This window comes from Sphingobacterium deserti, assembly GCF_000757725.1.
GTDB classification, from domain to species: domain Bacteria; phylum Bacteroidota; class Bacteroidia; order Sphingobacteriales; family Sphingobacteriaceae; genus Sphingobacterium; species Sphingobacterium deserti.
In genome coordinates, this window is the sequence record NZ_JJMU01000048.1 from 14,627 (window position 1) to 30,234 (window position 15,608).

Annotated in this window: 10 protein-coding genes; 3 read left to right on the top strand and 7 right to left on the bottom strand. The window is 42.6% G+C overall.

The genetic code is table 11. The features are described 5' to 3' along the window. Positions 1-103: 103 nt before the first annotated feature. The 3 genes from DI53_RS12775 to DI53_RS12785 form a co-directional block, all read right to left on the bottom strand. Positions 104-298: a YqaE/Pmp3 family membrane protein gene (locus DI53_RS12775; protein WP_037500112.1), complete on the bottom strand. Its 195-nt coding sequence runs from the start codon at positions 296-298 to the stop codon at positions 104-106. Positions 299-332: 34 nt separating this feature from the next. After that, positions 333-617: a DUF4342 domain-containing protein gene (locus tag DI53_RS12780; protein ID WP_037500115.1), complete on the bottom strand. Its 285-nt coding sequence runs from the start codon at positions 615-617 to the stop codon at positions 333-335. 351 nt (positions 618-968) lie between these two features. Further along, a complete protein-coding gene (locus tag DI53_RS12785; protein ID WP_037500118.1) occupies positions 969-3,584 on the bottom strand; it encodes a valine--tRNA ligase in 2,616 nt (871 codons plus the stop codon). A gap of 165 nt (positions 3,585-3,749) precedes the next feature. Between DI53_RS12785 and DI53_RS12790 the strand changes: the two genes are divergently transcribed. Next, positions 3,750-5,624 (top strand): LTA synthase family protein, encoded by a 1,875-nt coding sequence (locus DI53_RS12790; RefSeq protein ID WP_052072391.1) that lies wholly within the window; start codon positions 3,750-3,752, stop codon positions 5,622-5,624. A gap of 75 nt (positions 5,625-5,699) precedes the next feature. Here DI53_RS12790 and DI53_RS12795 read toward each other — a convergent pair whose 3' ends face one another. The 4 genes from DI53_RS12795 to DI53_RS12810 all read right to left on the bottom strand — a co-directional run bounded on the left by DI53_RS12795 (position 5,700) and on the right by DI53_RS12810 (position 12,236). After that, positions 5,700-6,725: a hypothetical protein gene (locus DI53_RS12795; RefSeq protein WP_037500121.1), complete on the bottom strand. Its 1,026-nt coding sequence runs from the start codon at positions 6,723-6,725 to the stop codon at positions 5,700-5,702. Between the two features lie 80 nt (positions 6,726-6,805). Continuing rightward, positions 6,806-8,044, bottom strand: coding sequence for a 2-oxoglutarate dehydrogenase complex dihydrolipoyllysine-residue succinyltransferase (gene odhB, locus DI53_RS12800; protein WP_037500123.1), 1,239 nt, complete (start codon positions 8,042-8,044; stop codon positions 6,806-6,808). 48 nt (positions 8,045-8,092) lie between these two features. Continuing rightward, entirely contained in the window at positions 8,093-10,822 is a 2,730-nt protein-coding gene (locus DI53_RS12805) for a 2-oxoglutarate dehydrogenase E1 component (RefSeq protein ID WP_037500125.1), read from the bottom strand. Between the two features lie 172 nt (positions 10,823-10,994). Beyond that, positions 10,995-12,236, bottom strand: coding sequence for a deoxyribodipyrimidine photo-lyase (locus DI53_RS12810; protein ID WP_037500127.1), 1,242 nt, complete (start codon positions 12,234-12,236; stop codon positions 10,995-10,997). 232 nt (positions 12,237-12,468) lie between these two features. Between DI53_RS12810 and DI53_RS12815 the strand changes: the two genes are divergently transcribed. Both DI53_RS12815 and DI53_RS12820 read left to right on the top strand, forming a co-directional pair. Next, positions 12,469-13,332 (top strand): Rossmann-fold NAD(P)-binding domain-containing protein, encoded by an 864-nt coding sequence (locus DI53_RS12815; RefSeq protein WP_037500130.1) that lies wholly within the window; start codon positions 12,469-12,471, stop codon positions 13,330-13,332. A gap of 92 nt (positions 13,333-13,424) precedes the next feature. After that, positions 13,425-15,263 (top strand): UbiD family decarboxylase, encoded by a 1,839-nt coding sequence (locus DI53_RS12820; RefSeq protein WP_037500133.1) that lies wholly within the window; start codon positions 13,425-13,427, stop codon positions 15,261-15,263. The last annotated feature ends 345 nt before the right edge of the window (positions 15,264-15,608 follow it).

Consider the following 15,608-nt stretch of genomic DNA (forward strand, 5'->3'; position numbering starts at 1 on the left):
GGGGTTAAACCATTTTTATCGCGTCAAAAATAAGCAAGCGCGCCATATGTTGCAAATTTTTTTTATAATAAGTTGGAAAAATTGTTCCAATATAGCGATTACACTAATGGTACATGCTACGTTCTAGTCGACGTATGCGCGCTTTATTTTTGCCGTCAACACGGTCAGCTACAGCCCAGATCGCTGCTGGAAGCCAGCCGATAAGTGTTATTTGTAGGATCAAACAAAGGAATCCAATGAAGATTTTCCCACGTAAGAAAAAGGAAAGCCAAGGAAAAAGTATTGCAATTAATGTCATTTTATTATGTTGTTTAGTTGATTAATGGAATTGATTATTTTACCTGGATTACATCACCCGGAACCTTGCTTGCTGCGTCCTTACTGTTTCTCTGGAAAGCAAAGTTGACTCCGAACGCCAAACCGATTATCACAGCAACCACCGCAGCAAAAGGAACAATGATAGCGATAATAACGGCTATCAGTAGGGGAAGGGTCATGTACTCTTTTCCTGTTTTTGCACGGATGCTTAGTTTGGTTTGTTGAATCGAATCAAATGCTGTTTGGAATGCGTTGCTGATGTTTTCGCTGTTCAAGTTAAAAGTGTTGTTCGTTTTCATGATTGTTTGTTTTTAAATTGTTTATCTCTGTTTGTATACTCCAAAGGTAGGGCGAATGGACTTGCTGTACTATAGGAAGTAGGCGAGTTTGATGGAGTTCTCGGTAAATCCCCGATGTTGGTCGGCGAATATGCTTTATGTCTTGCATAGTTAAGCCAACTGCAGATGGAGAAGTTTTGGCTTTCTATTTAGCATAAGATATTATAGTCCGCATTTAAATCGGGGGAGATTTTTGTGCTGTTGTTTGGATCGACGTGAGGTGGGTAAATAAAAAGACGCTTAATCAATTTGTTAATGAACAAACTGATTAAGCGTCTCGCTAAAAGATCGCCGTCGCGACTACAACTGATATTAGACCAAGCTTGCTAAGCTCTCTTTTAAGATGTCGATTTTAGCTTGGGCATCTGCCCGTTTGTTTTGCTCATTTTGCACAATTTCAGGCTTGGCATTTTGAACAAACCGTTCGTTGGAAAGCTTTTTGTCTACTGAAACTAAAAACCCTTCAAGATAGGCTATTTCTTTGCTGATCCGCTCTTTTTCCGCATCTACATCAAGATTATCTTCCAAAGCTACGTAGCATTCATTTTTACCAGCTAAAAAGCTTACAGCACCCTGCACTTTTTCCTTCACTAAGCTGAACTCCGCTATATTCGCTAGCTTGATAATACTTTCTTGGTATTTACCAAAATCAATAACGGATGCGTTAATAGCCAATGGCAGGGCTACTTTAGGCGATATACCTTTGCTATTTCGTATACTGCGCACTTCTGAAATCACTTGCTGAACAATTTCAAATTCCGCAATTAGTTTTTCATCAAAAGGCTGTACCGTAGGATAAGCAGCAACAATAACACAGTCATTAGCTTCGCGCGCGCCGAAAAGGTCATCATGCCACAATTCCTCGGTCAAAAATGGCATGAACGGATGAGTAAGCGTGAGAATTTTTTCGAAAAAGGATTTGGCAGTTTCCAAGGTCTCCCGTTCGATAGGTGCTTGGTAAGCAGGTTTTACCAATTCCAAATACCAGGCACAGAAGTCATCCCACACTAATTTATACGTGGCCATCAGCGCGTCAGATAGACGGTAGTTTGCGAAGTGATCTTCTATTTCCGCTACCGCTTGATTGAAACGGCTCTCAAACCATTTGGCTGCATTCTTCTGTGCATCGGTAGCTGGGCTCTCCGTCGTTTCCCAGCCTTTTACCAAACGGAATGCGTTCCATATTTTATTGGCGAAGTTTCGGCCCTGCTCGCAGTAAGAAACATCAAACATCAAGTCATTTCCGGCAGGGGAAGATAGCAACATCCCTACGCGTACGCCATCGGTTCCGTATTGTTCCATCAGCCCGATAGGATCTGGGGAATTACCGAGCGACTTGGACATCTTACGCCCCTGTTTGTCGCGCACAATACCTGTTAGATAAACATTACGAAATGGTGGCTTCTGCGTGTAATCGTGTCCCATAATGATCATCCGCGCGACCCAAAAGAATAAGATCTCCGGAGCTGTTACTAAATCGTTGGTCGGGAAATAATACTGGAATTCTGGATTGTTAGGATTTCGTACACCATCAAAAACAGACATTGGCCACAAGCCTGAGGAAAACCAAGTATCCAATACATCATCTTCCTGCCGAAGTCCCGATATCGATTTGCCTTGCGACTCGAATGCACGTATTGCCTCTGCTTCCGTCTTCGCAACAACCCATTCGTTGCGCTCGTTGTACCAAGCTGGAATGCGCTGTCCCCACCAAAGCTGTCTGGAAATACACCAATCTTTAACATTTTCCATCCAATGCTTGTAGGATGCAAAAAACTTCTCCGGAATGAGTTTTATAGTTCCATTTTCCACGTATTCCAGTGCCGGTTTCGCCAGAGTATCCATCTTGCAAAACCATTGCATCGATAATTTAGGTTCTATGGCAGCGTCTGTCCGTTCGGAGAAACCTACTTGCGATTTGTAATCATCAATCTTTTCGATCTGACCTACTTCTTCCAGCAGCTTGGCCACTTTCTTCCGAGCGCTGAAACGATCTTCACCAATGAGTATTTCCGCTTTTTCGTTCAATGTACCATCGTCATTCAGGATATCAATAACTTCCAGATTGTGCTTTTGCCCAAGCTCATAGTCATTCAAATCATGCGCAGGCGTAACCTTCAAACATCCAGTTCCGAATTCCATCTCTACATACTCATCTTCTATAATTGGAATCTCTCTGTTGATAAGCGGCACGAGCACCGTTTTTCCCTTAAGATGGGTATAACGTTCGTCATTTGGATTTATACATATTGCTGTATCCGCCATAATCGTTTCTGGACGAGTCGTGGCGATGATAACATAGTCATTACTTTCCTTAACCTTATAGCGTATGTAGTACAGCTTTTGGTTTACTTCTTTCCGGATGACTTCCTCGTCCGACAACGCTGTCCGTCCTTGCGGATCCCAATTCACCATGCGAACGCCACGATAAATATAGCCTTCGTTGTAAAATTTAATGAATGTATCGATTACCGATTCGGAAAGGTCGGGATCCATCGTAAATTTCGTGCGTTCCCAATCGCAGGAAGCCCCTAACTTTTCGAGCTGTTTTAAAATAATTCCACCATACTTTTCTTTCCATTCCCAGGCATGGCTTAAGAAATCTTCTCTCGACAATGATTTTTTGTCTATCCCTTGCTCTTTCAACATAGCAACCACTTTTGTTTCGGTGGCAATGGAAGCATGATCTGTACCGGGCACCCAGCAGGCATTTTTACCCTGCATCCGTGCTCGGCGAATCAGCACATCCTGAATGGTATTGTTTAACATGTGTCCCATGTGCAGCACACCTGTTACATTAGGTGGCGGCATTACTATCGTGTATGGTTCACGTTCATCAGGTGTGGATCGGAAGAAACCGTTTTCCATCCAATACGAATACCATTTGTCTTCAGCTTCTTTAGGATTGTATGTTTTTGCTATGCTCATTATATTTTCAGATTCGAAAAGCAAAAATAGACAATTACCAACATTTAACAGTTAAATGCGCCGAATAAAATGTTTCTCCAATGACAAGTGGCTCAATTTAGTATTCCCGAATAACTGTATTTTTGCCGTTAATTTTATTTTAACATCGTGTTAATTGTGTGATTTATGAGAAGGTGGCCCGCTTGGCGATCTAATTTGATATTCTTTGTGTCATTAATTGGCTATTGGCTTGTATTAAGCTTTATTGACAGGGCTGTATTTACGGTCGCTGTTTGGGAACGATTTGATGAGAAAGCTGATGCGTTTTACGCTTTTTTACATGGCCTGTTTTTAGACATGTCTTTGAGTTCTTACCTCATGGTTATCCCATGTTTGTTTTTTCCAATTCAGCAGTTTTTCATTAGACGGCCGGTTTCACGGTGGTGGTTGCGCGTCTATGTCATGGTTCCTACATTTCTATTTGCGGCTATCACCGTAAGTAACCTACCGCTGTATGAAGCTTGGGGTGAAAAAATAAGCAAGCGAGCCATTATGTTAGGTATTGATACGATAGGTGGGGTGGCCAGCTCCATCGATCTTTCTATGATTTGGCAAAGCTTGTTGGTGCTAGTAATGTTTTTCGCCTGTGCGCATTATTTTTACCACCTTGTCGTGGTGCACTATGCACGTTATAGTCCGCTGCCGAAACGAGCCGCAACACTGTCTTTTTTACTTTTGGCCATTATCTTGTTCACCTTTATTCGGGGAGGCTATGGACGAGCAACACTAAACCAAAGTTCTGTTTATTTTTCAGATGATAATACCGCTAACCATGCTGCAGTGAATACCTATTGGTCTTTCTTGAAAGATCTGACAAAAAGTACGAAAAAGTCGCCTTATGCATTCATGAAGAAAAAGGATGCGGAAGCACTGCTTTCTTCTGTCGTCAGAACGTCGGAAGAGAAAACGAAAAGTGTATTGACGACTGACAGGCCCAACGTCATTTTGGTGATATTGGAAGGCATGGTGGCGCAAGTATTTGAAGATCTAGGTGGCGAGAAGGATGTAACACCAGGTATGAAAATGTTGATGGATGAAGGCGTCTCCTTTAGGCGTGCATACGCTGCTGCAGATCGATCTGACAAAGGAATGGTAGCAATTATGAGTGGTTTTCCTGCGCAAGGGCCTGAAAGTATTATCAAATACATTCCCAAACACGAGAAACTGCCCGCGATAGGACAGATTTACGACTCGCTGGGGTATGCAACATCATTCTATCATGGCGGACAAAGCGAATTCTACAACTTCAAATCCTATATGTTTACGCATGGAATTGAGCAAGTAGTGGATAATGACGATTTTCCATTGCAGGAGATGCGAAACTCCTGGGGCGTGTATGATCACGTTGTCGCCAAACAGATGTTACAGGATCTCCACAGCGAGAAGAAGCCATTTTTCAGTGTCTTTTACACCTTGGTGAATCATGAGCCCTTCCACTTGGAACCTTCTTATAAGTTTGGGAATAAAACAAAAGCGGACGCATACCGAAGTACGAGTTTCTACACCGATTCCATGCTATTCAATTTTGTGGAGGAAGCGAAAAAGCAGTCTTGGTACGAAAACACCATCATTATTGTTACCTCGGATCACGGTCACATCTATCCATCGGAGAAATTTGGATTGGAAAGGCCTGAACGCTATCATATCCCGCTCTTTGTATTTGGAGGCGCATTAAAAGGCGAATATAAAGGCTTGAAAATCGACGAAGTGGTTAGCCAGCTGGATGTTGCGCCAACGTTAGCACATTTCGTGAAAGCTGATGCTGAGCGCTTTACATATGGAAGTGATTTGTTTGCGGTACAGCGGAAGCATACGGCCTTCTACAATTCCAATAGCACCTTTGGGATCATAACCGATAAGGATGCGGTGAGCTACGATATGTTAAAAAGAAACGTGGGCTATAGCACGGTGCCGGCCACAAATGCCGCCCAACGCGACAGCCTATTGCACATTGCAAAAGGATATTATCAGCATGTTTTTGAAGATTTTCTAACCTATTAATAAGGCTTGTCTGCACTTAACATCAAAAAAATAGGTGTATTTTTTCGGTAAGAAAGACAGTCCCGAGATTATTAGTTATTTTTTTTCCCAAATATCTGCGCCAAAGCGGTAGCGTAGCGTAAAAGCTTGTTGATTGCTGGAGCCATCCGGTGCAAAATGAAACGATGCTGTAAATTTGCCATCCAAATTCCCTTTGCGGAAGGGCACCCATCCGAGGTCTAATCGGTTATAGCGTTTGCGATGATAAAAAGAATCACCATTAGGTAGGTTTTGCGCGTCGCCAACGTAAATTGTGTTTTCCACAAAAAAGCGTTTGTAGCCTAGAAATGCGGTCGCGATAAGCCCTTTTGCCGATCTCAGGTCATACACTGTCCGAACGCGATCAAAGCCAACAACACCGCCCACCTCAACAGTCAGCGAATCTAGAAAGGTTTTTCGGCTGAAATCGACACCTGCACGCAGCATCACTAAGCCATTGTCCTGAATATGCTCGTCAATACTATCGTTGCTGGTTAAAGCGTTATGATAGAGTAGGGCGTCATCCTTGATATAAAAATCTCCTATGGCGTATTTACCCGTGAGACCTACTACGAATTGTTCCCTATAGCGGAAACTTTGCTTGCTCAACCAGTCGATGTATAATGCCTGTTTTAATCCGCGCTTTTGAAAAGATAAGTACATCCCTTCAAGATTGGGTCGATCATACAGGAATGTGTCGGCCAATACAATACGTGGCACATCTTTCAGGCGCTCATAACGCGGCATATGGCCCAGCGCGAAATCAAAGTTTTTATTCTTGTATTGGTAATAGGCTATTGGCGATACACGATTTTTATTTTCCGGGTGCCGACCGAAGTCCTGATTGTAATGCAATCCGCCAATAATACGGTTGTTGCTGTCTATAGCGAAATAAACGTTGGGAGACATTAAGGTTCCAAAGATCGTTTTCGGTTCCGTGTATATCGATTTATATTCCCGGTTATCTGCATAACCAAAAAAATCAATATCAAAACCTACACGTTGCTGCGCATACGTTGAAATTGTGGAGAAGCAGCACAAAACTAATAGATAGCCGGATAGCCTGCAGAAAATATGTCTCATGTATATGTATAGTGAATGCTAATTAAAAAGGTCGCCCTGTGCTATGAAGACGACCTTTTTATTGAAAAAATTATGTGGATTTACACTTCTAATAATAGACGTGCTGGATCCTCTAGTAATTGCTTGACGCGTACTAAGAAGCTTACCGATTCCCGACCATCTATTACGCGGTGATCGTAAGAAAGGGCGATATACATCATCGGGCGGATAACAACCTGACCATTTTCCGCGATAGGGCGTTGCACAATATTGTGCATACCCAGTATCGCCGACTGCGGCGCATTGATGATCGGAGTAGACATCATCGAACCAAACACACCACCATTGGTGATCGTGAAGGTTCCGCCAGTCATCTCGTCTATCGTTAACTTGTTATCACGTGCTTTTGTGGCAAGCGTGATGATTTCCTTCTCGATTTGGTAAAGGCTCATTGATTCTGCATTCCGAATGACAGGAACTACCAATCCTTTAGGAGCAGATACCGCGATGGAAACATCTGCAAAGTCAGAGAATACAATTTCATTTTCTTCAATACGCGCGTTAACCGCAGGCCATTCCTTCAGGGCTGTAGTTACTGCTTTGGTGAAGAATGACATAAAACCTAGACCAACACCGTGTTTCTCTTTGAATGTATCTTTATATTTTGAACGAAGATCCATAATAGGTTGCATGTTAACCTCATTGAATGTAGTCAACATCGCTGTTTCGTTCTTCACGCTTACCAAACGTTTTGCTATCGTCTTACGTAAAGAAGTCATTTTTTCACGACGTTCATTACGCGCACCCGCTACCGCAGGTGCTGACGAGGTTGCGGCAGGTTTACTCTCCGCTTTAGGTGCCGCGGGTTTTGCCTGAGCTTTTTCCGCATCTTCCTTGGTGATGCGTCCTTCTTTGCCAGTACCTTTAATAGTAGAAGCGTCGATACCTTTTTCTCTTAAAATTTTGGCAGCAGCAGGAGAGGCTGTTCCAGCAGCATACGAATCTGGATTCTCCGGATCTTCTTTTGCTGGCGCCGATGCCGGAGTTTGCTCTTTTTCGGCAGGAGCTTCTTCTTTCTTTTCCGCACCGCCAGCAGCAGGAGCATCACCATCTTCGATAGAACATACTACTGCACCAATTTCTAAAGTGTCACCTTCTTGAGCGATAATGCGTAAGATACCAGCTTTCTCAGCAGGTAACTCAAAAGTCGCTTTGTCGGATTCCAATTCGGCAATGTTTTCGTCCATTTCGACGTAGTCGCCATCTTGTTTTAGCCATTGCGCCAAGGTAACCTCTGTAATGGATTCACCTACGGCAGGTACTTTAATTTCTAAGCTCATATTTTTGTTTTATGTTATACCAACAACATGTCAAGCTGCCGATATGTTTTAAATTTCAAATGCGTTATTAATGATCTGTGCTTGTTGTGCTAAGTGATGCTTCATATACCCTGTAGCAGGCGAGCCGCTTTCCGGACGAGCGATCACTTTCAGGTCAAGGCTATTGCCGCGGAACTTGCGGCTGTAATATGGCCATGCACCCATATTCTCGTTTTCTTCTTGCACCCATACAAATTCCGCTTTCGCGTATTTCTTTTGAAGCGCCTCAATTTGATCGTACATGATAGGATACAATTGCTCTACGCGAACAATAGCTACGTCTTTTCGCTTGTCTGCTTCTTGTTTTTCTAGAAGATCGTAATAGATCTTTCCAGAACACAATAAAACACGCTTCACAGATTTTGCCGATACGTTTTTGTCATCAATGATTTCTTGAAATGCAGCATCCGTAAAATCTTCAAGAGATGACACCGCTTTTGGATGACGTAACAAGCTTTTCGGTGTTGCTACGATAAGTGGTTTTCTGAATTCGCGATGCAATTGGCGACGCAGCATGTGGAAGTAGTTTGCAGGTGTTGTACAGTTTGCAACGATCATATTATTGTTTCCACACAGCTCTAAATAGCGCTCAATACGGCATGAGGAGTGCTCTGGACCTTGACCTTCCATGCCATGCGGCAGCAACATCACTAATCCGTTTGAACGCCTCCATTTCGTTTCACCTGCTGATATGTACTGGTCAAATACAATTTGAGCACCGTTGGCGAAGTCTCCAAACTGTGCTTCCCAAATAGTCAGGGAATTTGGGTTTACCGATGAATATCCATATTCAAAAGCCAATACCGCATACTCTGATAAAAGAGAATTGTAAATATTAAACTTTTCTCCACCCTTTAGTTTAGATAGCGGCGTAAATGTTTCATCCGAATCTTCTTGCGTTACAACGGCATGGCGGTGAGAAAATGTACCACGCTGTACATCCTGTCCAGATATGCGTACGCGGAAATCTTCACTTAATAGCGTTGCGTAAGCCATTAGCTCGCCCATTGCCCAGTCGTATTTGTTGGTATCGATCATTTTCAATCGATCTTCGAATACCTTCGTAATTTTCCGGAAGAACTTCTTGTCTTTCGGTAAGCTATTCATCTCTTTGGCTAAGGCTAAGAATTGTTCCTTGCTTACTTTCGTTTCTGTCGTTATTGAAATATCTGCTCCTCTAGCTGGTCTTAACCCTTTCCAAGCACCGGCAAACATCGGGCGTTCTTCGCTTATTTCCTCCACTTTTTTCGCTTCGTCCAAGCGCTCCTGAAGTATTGCGCGGAAATCCTTCTCCAATAATTTCGCAAAGTCGATGTCGATACTTCCTTGATCAACCAGTTTCTTTACATACAGTGCCAACGTATTTGGATGCTTTTCGATCAATTTGTAAAGCGACGGTTGTGTGAATTTTGGCTCATCGGCCTCATTATGTCCGTAACGTCTGTATCCGAGCAAATCGATGAAAACATCTGTTTTATATTTTTGACGGTATTCTACCGCTAGATTGATTGCATAAACCAAGGCTTCTACGTCGTCACCGTTCACATGGAAAACGGGAGACAATGTCACTTTCGCAATATCTGTACAATAGGTGGACGAACGCGCATCTTTGTAGTTCGTGGTAAAGCCGACTTGGTTGTTGATAACGATATGTATTGTTCCACCTGTTTTGTAACCATCCAATTTAGACATTTGAATGGTTTCGTACACGATACCTTGCGCAGCGACTGCTGCATCACCATGTATCAGGATCGGCGCTATTTTCGAAGAGTCCCCGTCATATTTTAGGTCAATTTTCGAACGCACCATACCTTCCGCAACGCCATCCACAGTTTCTAAATGCGATGGATTGGGTGCAAGGCTTAAGTGTATGTTCTTACCATCTTGGCTAGTAATGTCTGATGAAAAGCCTAAATGGTATTTCACATCACCACCGAATTGGATCTCTGGATCGGCCTCATACATCTTCCCTTCAAATTCAGAAAAGATTGTCTTGTATGATTTGCCCATCACGTTCGTTAATACGTTCAGGCGGCCGCGGTGTGCCATACCAATCACGAACTCTTCAATTCCTAACGAAGAACCCTTTTGTATAACGGAATCAAGGGCTGGAATCAAAGATTCTGCACCTTCCAGGGAAAAGCGTTTTTGGCCTAAAAACTTAGTGCCTAAAAAGCTTTCAAAAATTACAGCTTCGTTTAATTTTTTAAGGATACGTTTTTTGCCCTCTAAAGAGAAGTTTGGCGTATTACGCTCGGACTCCATTTTGTCTTGAAGGAATTTGATTTTCTCAGGATGACGGATGTAGCGGAATTCTGCTCCAATAGAGCCACAGTATGTCTCTTCGATAAGCTGGCGGATATCTTTTAGTTTAGCCTGTCCCAAACCGACCTCAACACCGGCATTAAAGACGCTATCTAAATCAGCTTCCGAAAGGCCAAAAGTTTCGAGCTCCTTGCCCGGGAAATATTTACGACGTTCACGAACGGGGTTTGTTTCGGTGAAAAGATGCCCGCGATCGCGGTATCCGTTGATCATGTTTAAAACATTGATCTCTTTAATTGCTTGCTCGGGAGTTTCGGCAGCAGCAGCGCCGGTTCCACTGGTTTGGCCAAATTCGAATCCTTCGAAAAATTTCTGCCAACTTACATCTACTGCGTTAGGGTCTTCCTTGTATGCTTGATATAACGAGTCAATATAGCCTGAATCTGCGTTACTCAAATATGATAATTTGTCCATGAGGAAATCTTACGTATAAAAATTTTGCTCAAAGTTAGCAAATAATAAATACTTGACACGCTTAAAATGAACAAAAAAACGCTTGAAAACTGATAATTTTGAAGATTTCTATCTTTTGTGACAAATTTTGGAAAAGGCTATTATTCATCCCTGCTGATTATGGTCAGGACCGCTATTTTACCGTCGAGCGTAAGCGGTAAGACTTTTTCATTAATTCGCGCCAGTCACTCTTAAGATTGTCCTTCGCGCTGGTTCCAAATCCTGCCAAGTGAAGCCAATGTCCATAGGTCGTAGCAGGAGCATAATCAATACTATATTCTTCGAAAAATTGCGCGCCAGCTAGGTGATTGACGTTTAATTCCTGCAGAAGATAAGCTGCTAATATTTCTCGGTGTTCGTAAGGTAAATTCCCCTCGGTTATCAACTGCTCCAAAAGCACCTGAATGACCGGTTCATCAGATCCATTTTGGGCTAAACGCCGAATGCTTTCTATGGATGCGGGGATGTCAATTCCCGGGCTATGATTTTTAAAGAAAACATTTGGGTATTTTTTTAGCATGAACCGAAAATAGTCGCGCCATAAAAGTCTGGAGATAAGTCTATCATATCGCTTTTTGTTCAGTTGTGTGCCTGCCGCTTTTAGTTTGTGGTAATAAAAAGCAGGAGAGACGGCACCATTGGCGATGTAAGGGGATACTAAGTTATAGTCGTCCGGCTCATCATAGTTTGAGGATAAGGTCAATTCTATGACTTCCAACGCCCGCTTTTCGCCACCCCGCAATGTGGTGTCATCGATAATAAGACTAGTTGTGTCGTCAGTGGAAAAACCGAGTTCTGCTAATGTTGGTACCACGGTTTCCTCCAGATGAGGGTGCGTGGTAATCGTTGCAATGGCTGGAAGAACCGGCCGCACAAAGCTTTCCTTTTCTACTTTTTTCTTAAATGCACTGAAAGAGTCCGGAATGTCTTTGATCGGAATGGGTAAGTCTTCTTTATGGTAAAGCGTATGTCCAATGAAATGTTTAAGATTAATTTTCTCTTTCCATAATGCAACCTCTACCAACTCGGATATTCTAGTTTCTCGCTGAGCTACTTCGCGATGATGATATACCTCTGTCACATCGTATTTAGCACAAAGTGTACCCAACGTGTCTTCAGGTTTCCCATGAAATACCAGTAAATCAGCACCAAGGTTTTGCAGGCTTTGCTTAAATTCAATGACGGTCTCGCGTAAAAAATTCGCTCTTGCTACCCCCGTATTTTTTAAACCATTACTGTTGTTCCTAAAATATCGCGGGTCGAAAAAATAAACAGGGATGACAATATCGCCTCTTTCTACAGCCTCAAACAAAATTTCATTGTCGTGAATGCGCAGATCATTTCGAAACCATATTAAAATCACCTTTTTTGTCATACAAGAAATCCGTTTGCTTAGATGGTATAGATAATGCAAATATAACCAAAGAATCTGTTTCGTTTAGATTGGTTTTAAATATGCGTCTCTTTTTACAAAGTATAGACAATAATCATTACTTCGTGGCCACGCTAAATCGGCTATTGTAACAATTGTATTTTTCCCGAACATAAACCGAACTCTACTGTTTTGTTATTGAAATTAATAACTGATTTTTCTGTGAAGGGAGCTTATGGATATATTGATTAGTGGGTTAAATAACTACGTCGGACAAAGAAGTGTCAGCCTGATGGCTGACGAAGAAACCAATGTTTATGCCATTACAAGAAACATCAAGCTGTTTGAAAAACGTCTCTTCGAACCCGTCCGGGCCAAGTTGTATGAGGCGGATTTGCTAAAAACCGAAGTAGAAGCGGATTTGCCTATTCCAAAGATAGATGCTGCCTTTTACTTTACGCAAGTTCCGACACTGCATGATATCGTCAACCTCAAGATGGAATTGCTCTTTCTTCGGAATTTCATCCATATCCTGAAAACGAAAAATTGTAGTCGCTTAGTTTATGTCGCGCGTTTGATAGATAAAATTTGCATTCAGGTAATATTAGATCTATTCGAAGAGTTTAATATGGATTACACGATTGTGTTAAAAAACAGCGTCGTAGGCCAAGGCTCGCTAATCGATAGGGTGTTTAAAAATATTGCAAAAAGAAAATTTATATTTTATTCGCAACGGTATGCGAATCGGGTATTTCAACCATTGGGGGCACATGATTTAATACGTTGGTTAAAGCGCATGCTGCACATTTCTGCTTTTCACTATAAGGTACTTGAAGTCGGTGGGGAGGAAGAATATTCATTTTTGAAAATATTTGATTGTTACAAACAACTTGAGCTTATTCCATCCGGGCAGCGTATAGTCAATGTACCTGGGTGGCTAGTGAAGTTTATGTATCAATACAAGCTTGATATCAGCAGTACGGATTATGCGGAGCTCAGCCGTATTATTCAATCCGATAACAGGACTGGTAACACTTGGAAAGCAGAAATGCCTTTTGAATTTTCGAGGGTAAATGATATTTTGCGAGTGGATAAATAGCGCGAATCGTCTACAGTAAAATCACTTGTCTAACCATCACGTTTCATTAAACTCAACTATTCTGCTATTTTTGTGTACATAAAAAACGAGATATGGGATACAAGAGTTTAGCGGATTGTGTGGCTGATTTAGAAAATCACGGGCATCTGATACGGATCAAAGAAGAAGTGGATCCCTATTTGGAGATGGCCGCTATACATATGCGCGTTTTTGATGCGCAGGGACCTGCTCTCTTATTTGAAAATATCAAGGGATCCAAATTTCCCGCCGTTTCCAATCTCTTCGGTACACTTGACCGGTCAAAATTTATGTTTCGAGATAGTCTCGATCATGTCAAAAAGCTTGTGGATGTTAAGATGAATCCGATGTCCGTGCTAAAAAAGCCGCTGGAGTATGTTGGGTCATCCATGGTAGCGCTTGGGGCATTGCCTTGGCGTAAAAAAACAGGATCACCTATTTTGTATGGGCAAACGACAATTTCCGAGCTACCACAGATCGTGAACTGGCCAATGGATGGCGGCGCCTTCATTACCATGCCGCAAGTATATTCCGAAGATGTCGAACGTCCGGGTATTATGCAGGCCAATCTAGGGATGTATCGCATACAGCTTTCCGGAAACGATTATGTTCCCAATGCCGAAATCGGGCTCCATTATCAATTGCATCGGGGAATAGGTGTGCACCAAACGAAAGCTAACGCACTTGGTAGGCCGTTAAAGGTTAGTGTGTTTGTTGGCGGACCGCCGTCGCATCCGCTTTCGGCCGTTATGCCGCTACCCGAAGGCCTGTCCGAGATGATATTTGCCGGTGCATTGGGCAACCGAAGATTCCGCTATTTTTATGATGAAGAAGGGTTTTGCATTTCGTCGGATGCTGACTTTGTCATTACCGGTACGGTGTATCCCCAGGAAAACAAACCCGAGGGGCCTTTCGGCGACCACATCGGTTACTACAGCTTAACGCATCCATTTCCATTGATGAAAGTGCATCGCGTGTATCACCGCGAAAACCCGATTTGGTCATTCACGGTGGTGGGACGTCCGCCGCAGGAGGATACCAGCTTTGGTGCGCTAATCCACGAGATCACGGGCAAGGCTATACCACAACAAATCGCGGGTTTGCATGCTGTACATGCGGTAGATGCTGCGGGTGTACATCCGTTATTATTTGCTATAGGAAGCGAACGGTATACACCTTATCAGGAAGTAGATCGTCCGCAAGAACTACTTACTATAGCTAATCAAATCTTGGGAACTAACCAATTGAGTTTGGCAAAATATCTTTTCATATCCGCATACGCGGATAACGCCTCGTTGGATATTCATAACGTAGAACAGTTTATGACCCATATGCTCGAACGTATTGACTTTTCAAGGGATGTTCATTTCCAAACAAATACCACGATTGATACGCTTGACTATACAGGTGATGGACTGAATGCAGGTTCAAAAGTGACCTTTGCTGCTGTAGGAAAAAAGAAGCGTGATCTGCTCAAGGAAGTTCCTGCGCATGTCGCATTTCCACGACCATTCAACAGGATGAAATTAGCGTTACCAGGCGTCTTGGTACTTGATGGAAAAGAGTTTACAAACTACGAAGAGGAGGCAATGGTGATCGAGCGTTGGTGCAACGTCTTAAAAGATATATCTATGGAGGGGGTGCAGCTACTTGTTTTAGTGGACGATGCTTCTTTCGCTGCAGCGACCGTAAACAATTTTGTTTGGGTAACTTTTACGCGAAGCAATCCCGCGTTTGATATTTATGGGGTGGATAGCTTCACTAGCTTCAAGCACTGGGGTTGCCATGGCCCTTTGATTATTGACGCGAGAAGCAAGCCTCATCACGCACCAGCATTGATAAAAGATGAAGCGGTAGAAAGACGCGTCGACGCGTTGGGTGTTCGCGGACATTCGCTACATGGTATAATCTAATAGACAAAGCTCCCGGTCAATCAGAGCAAATTTTAATCTCATACATTGCGCTAGCCGAAAGGTATGTTGAATAGGCGCGGGCCCATCGCTCGCGCCTACCTGCCGATTATTGTCTACTTATTTTTTTAGATCAATGGATTACAGGCTTATCGAAATTTTAGAAAGGTGTTGCTTATTTCTGTTCAACGACTGAACGATTATTAGTATTTCCAAAATTGTAAACGTTTCCAAAAAGTAATTACAGATATCAGCCTTACTATGTGGATTATGTGATGTATTAACAGATGTATAATTTGCGTATTGAATTTATAACTATACATGTTTTTTATTATTTTTTTTTCAATA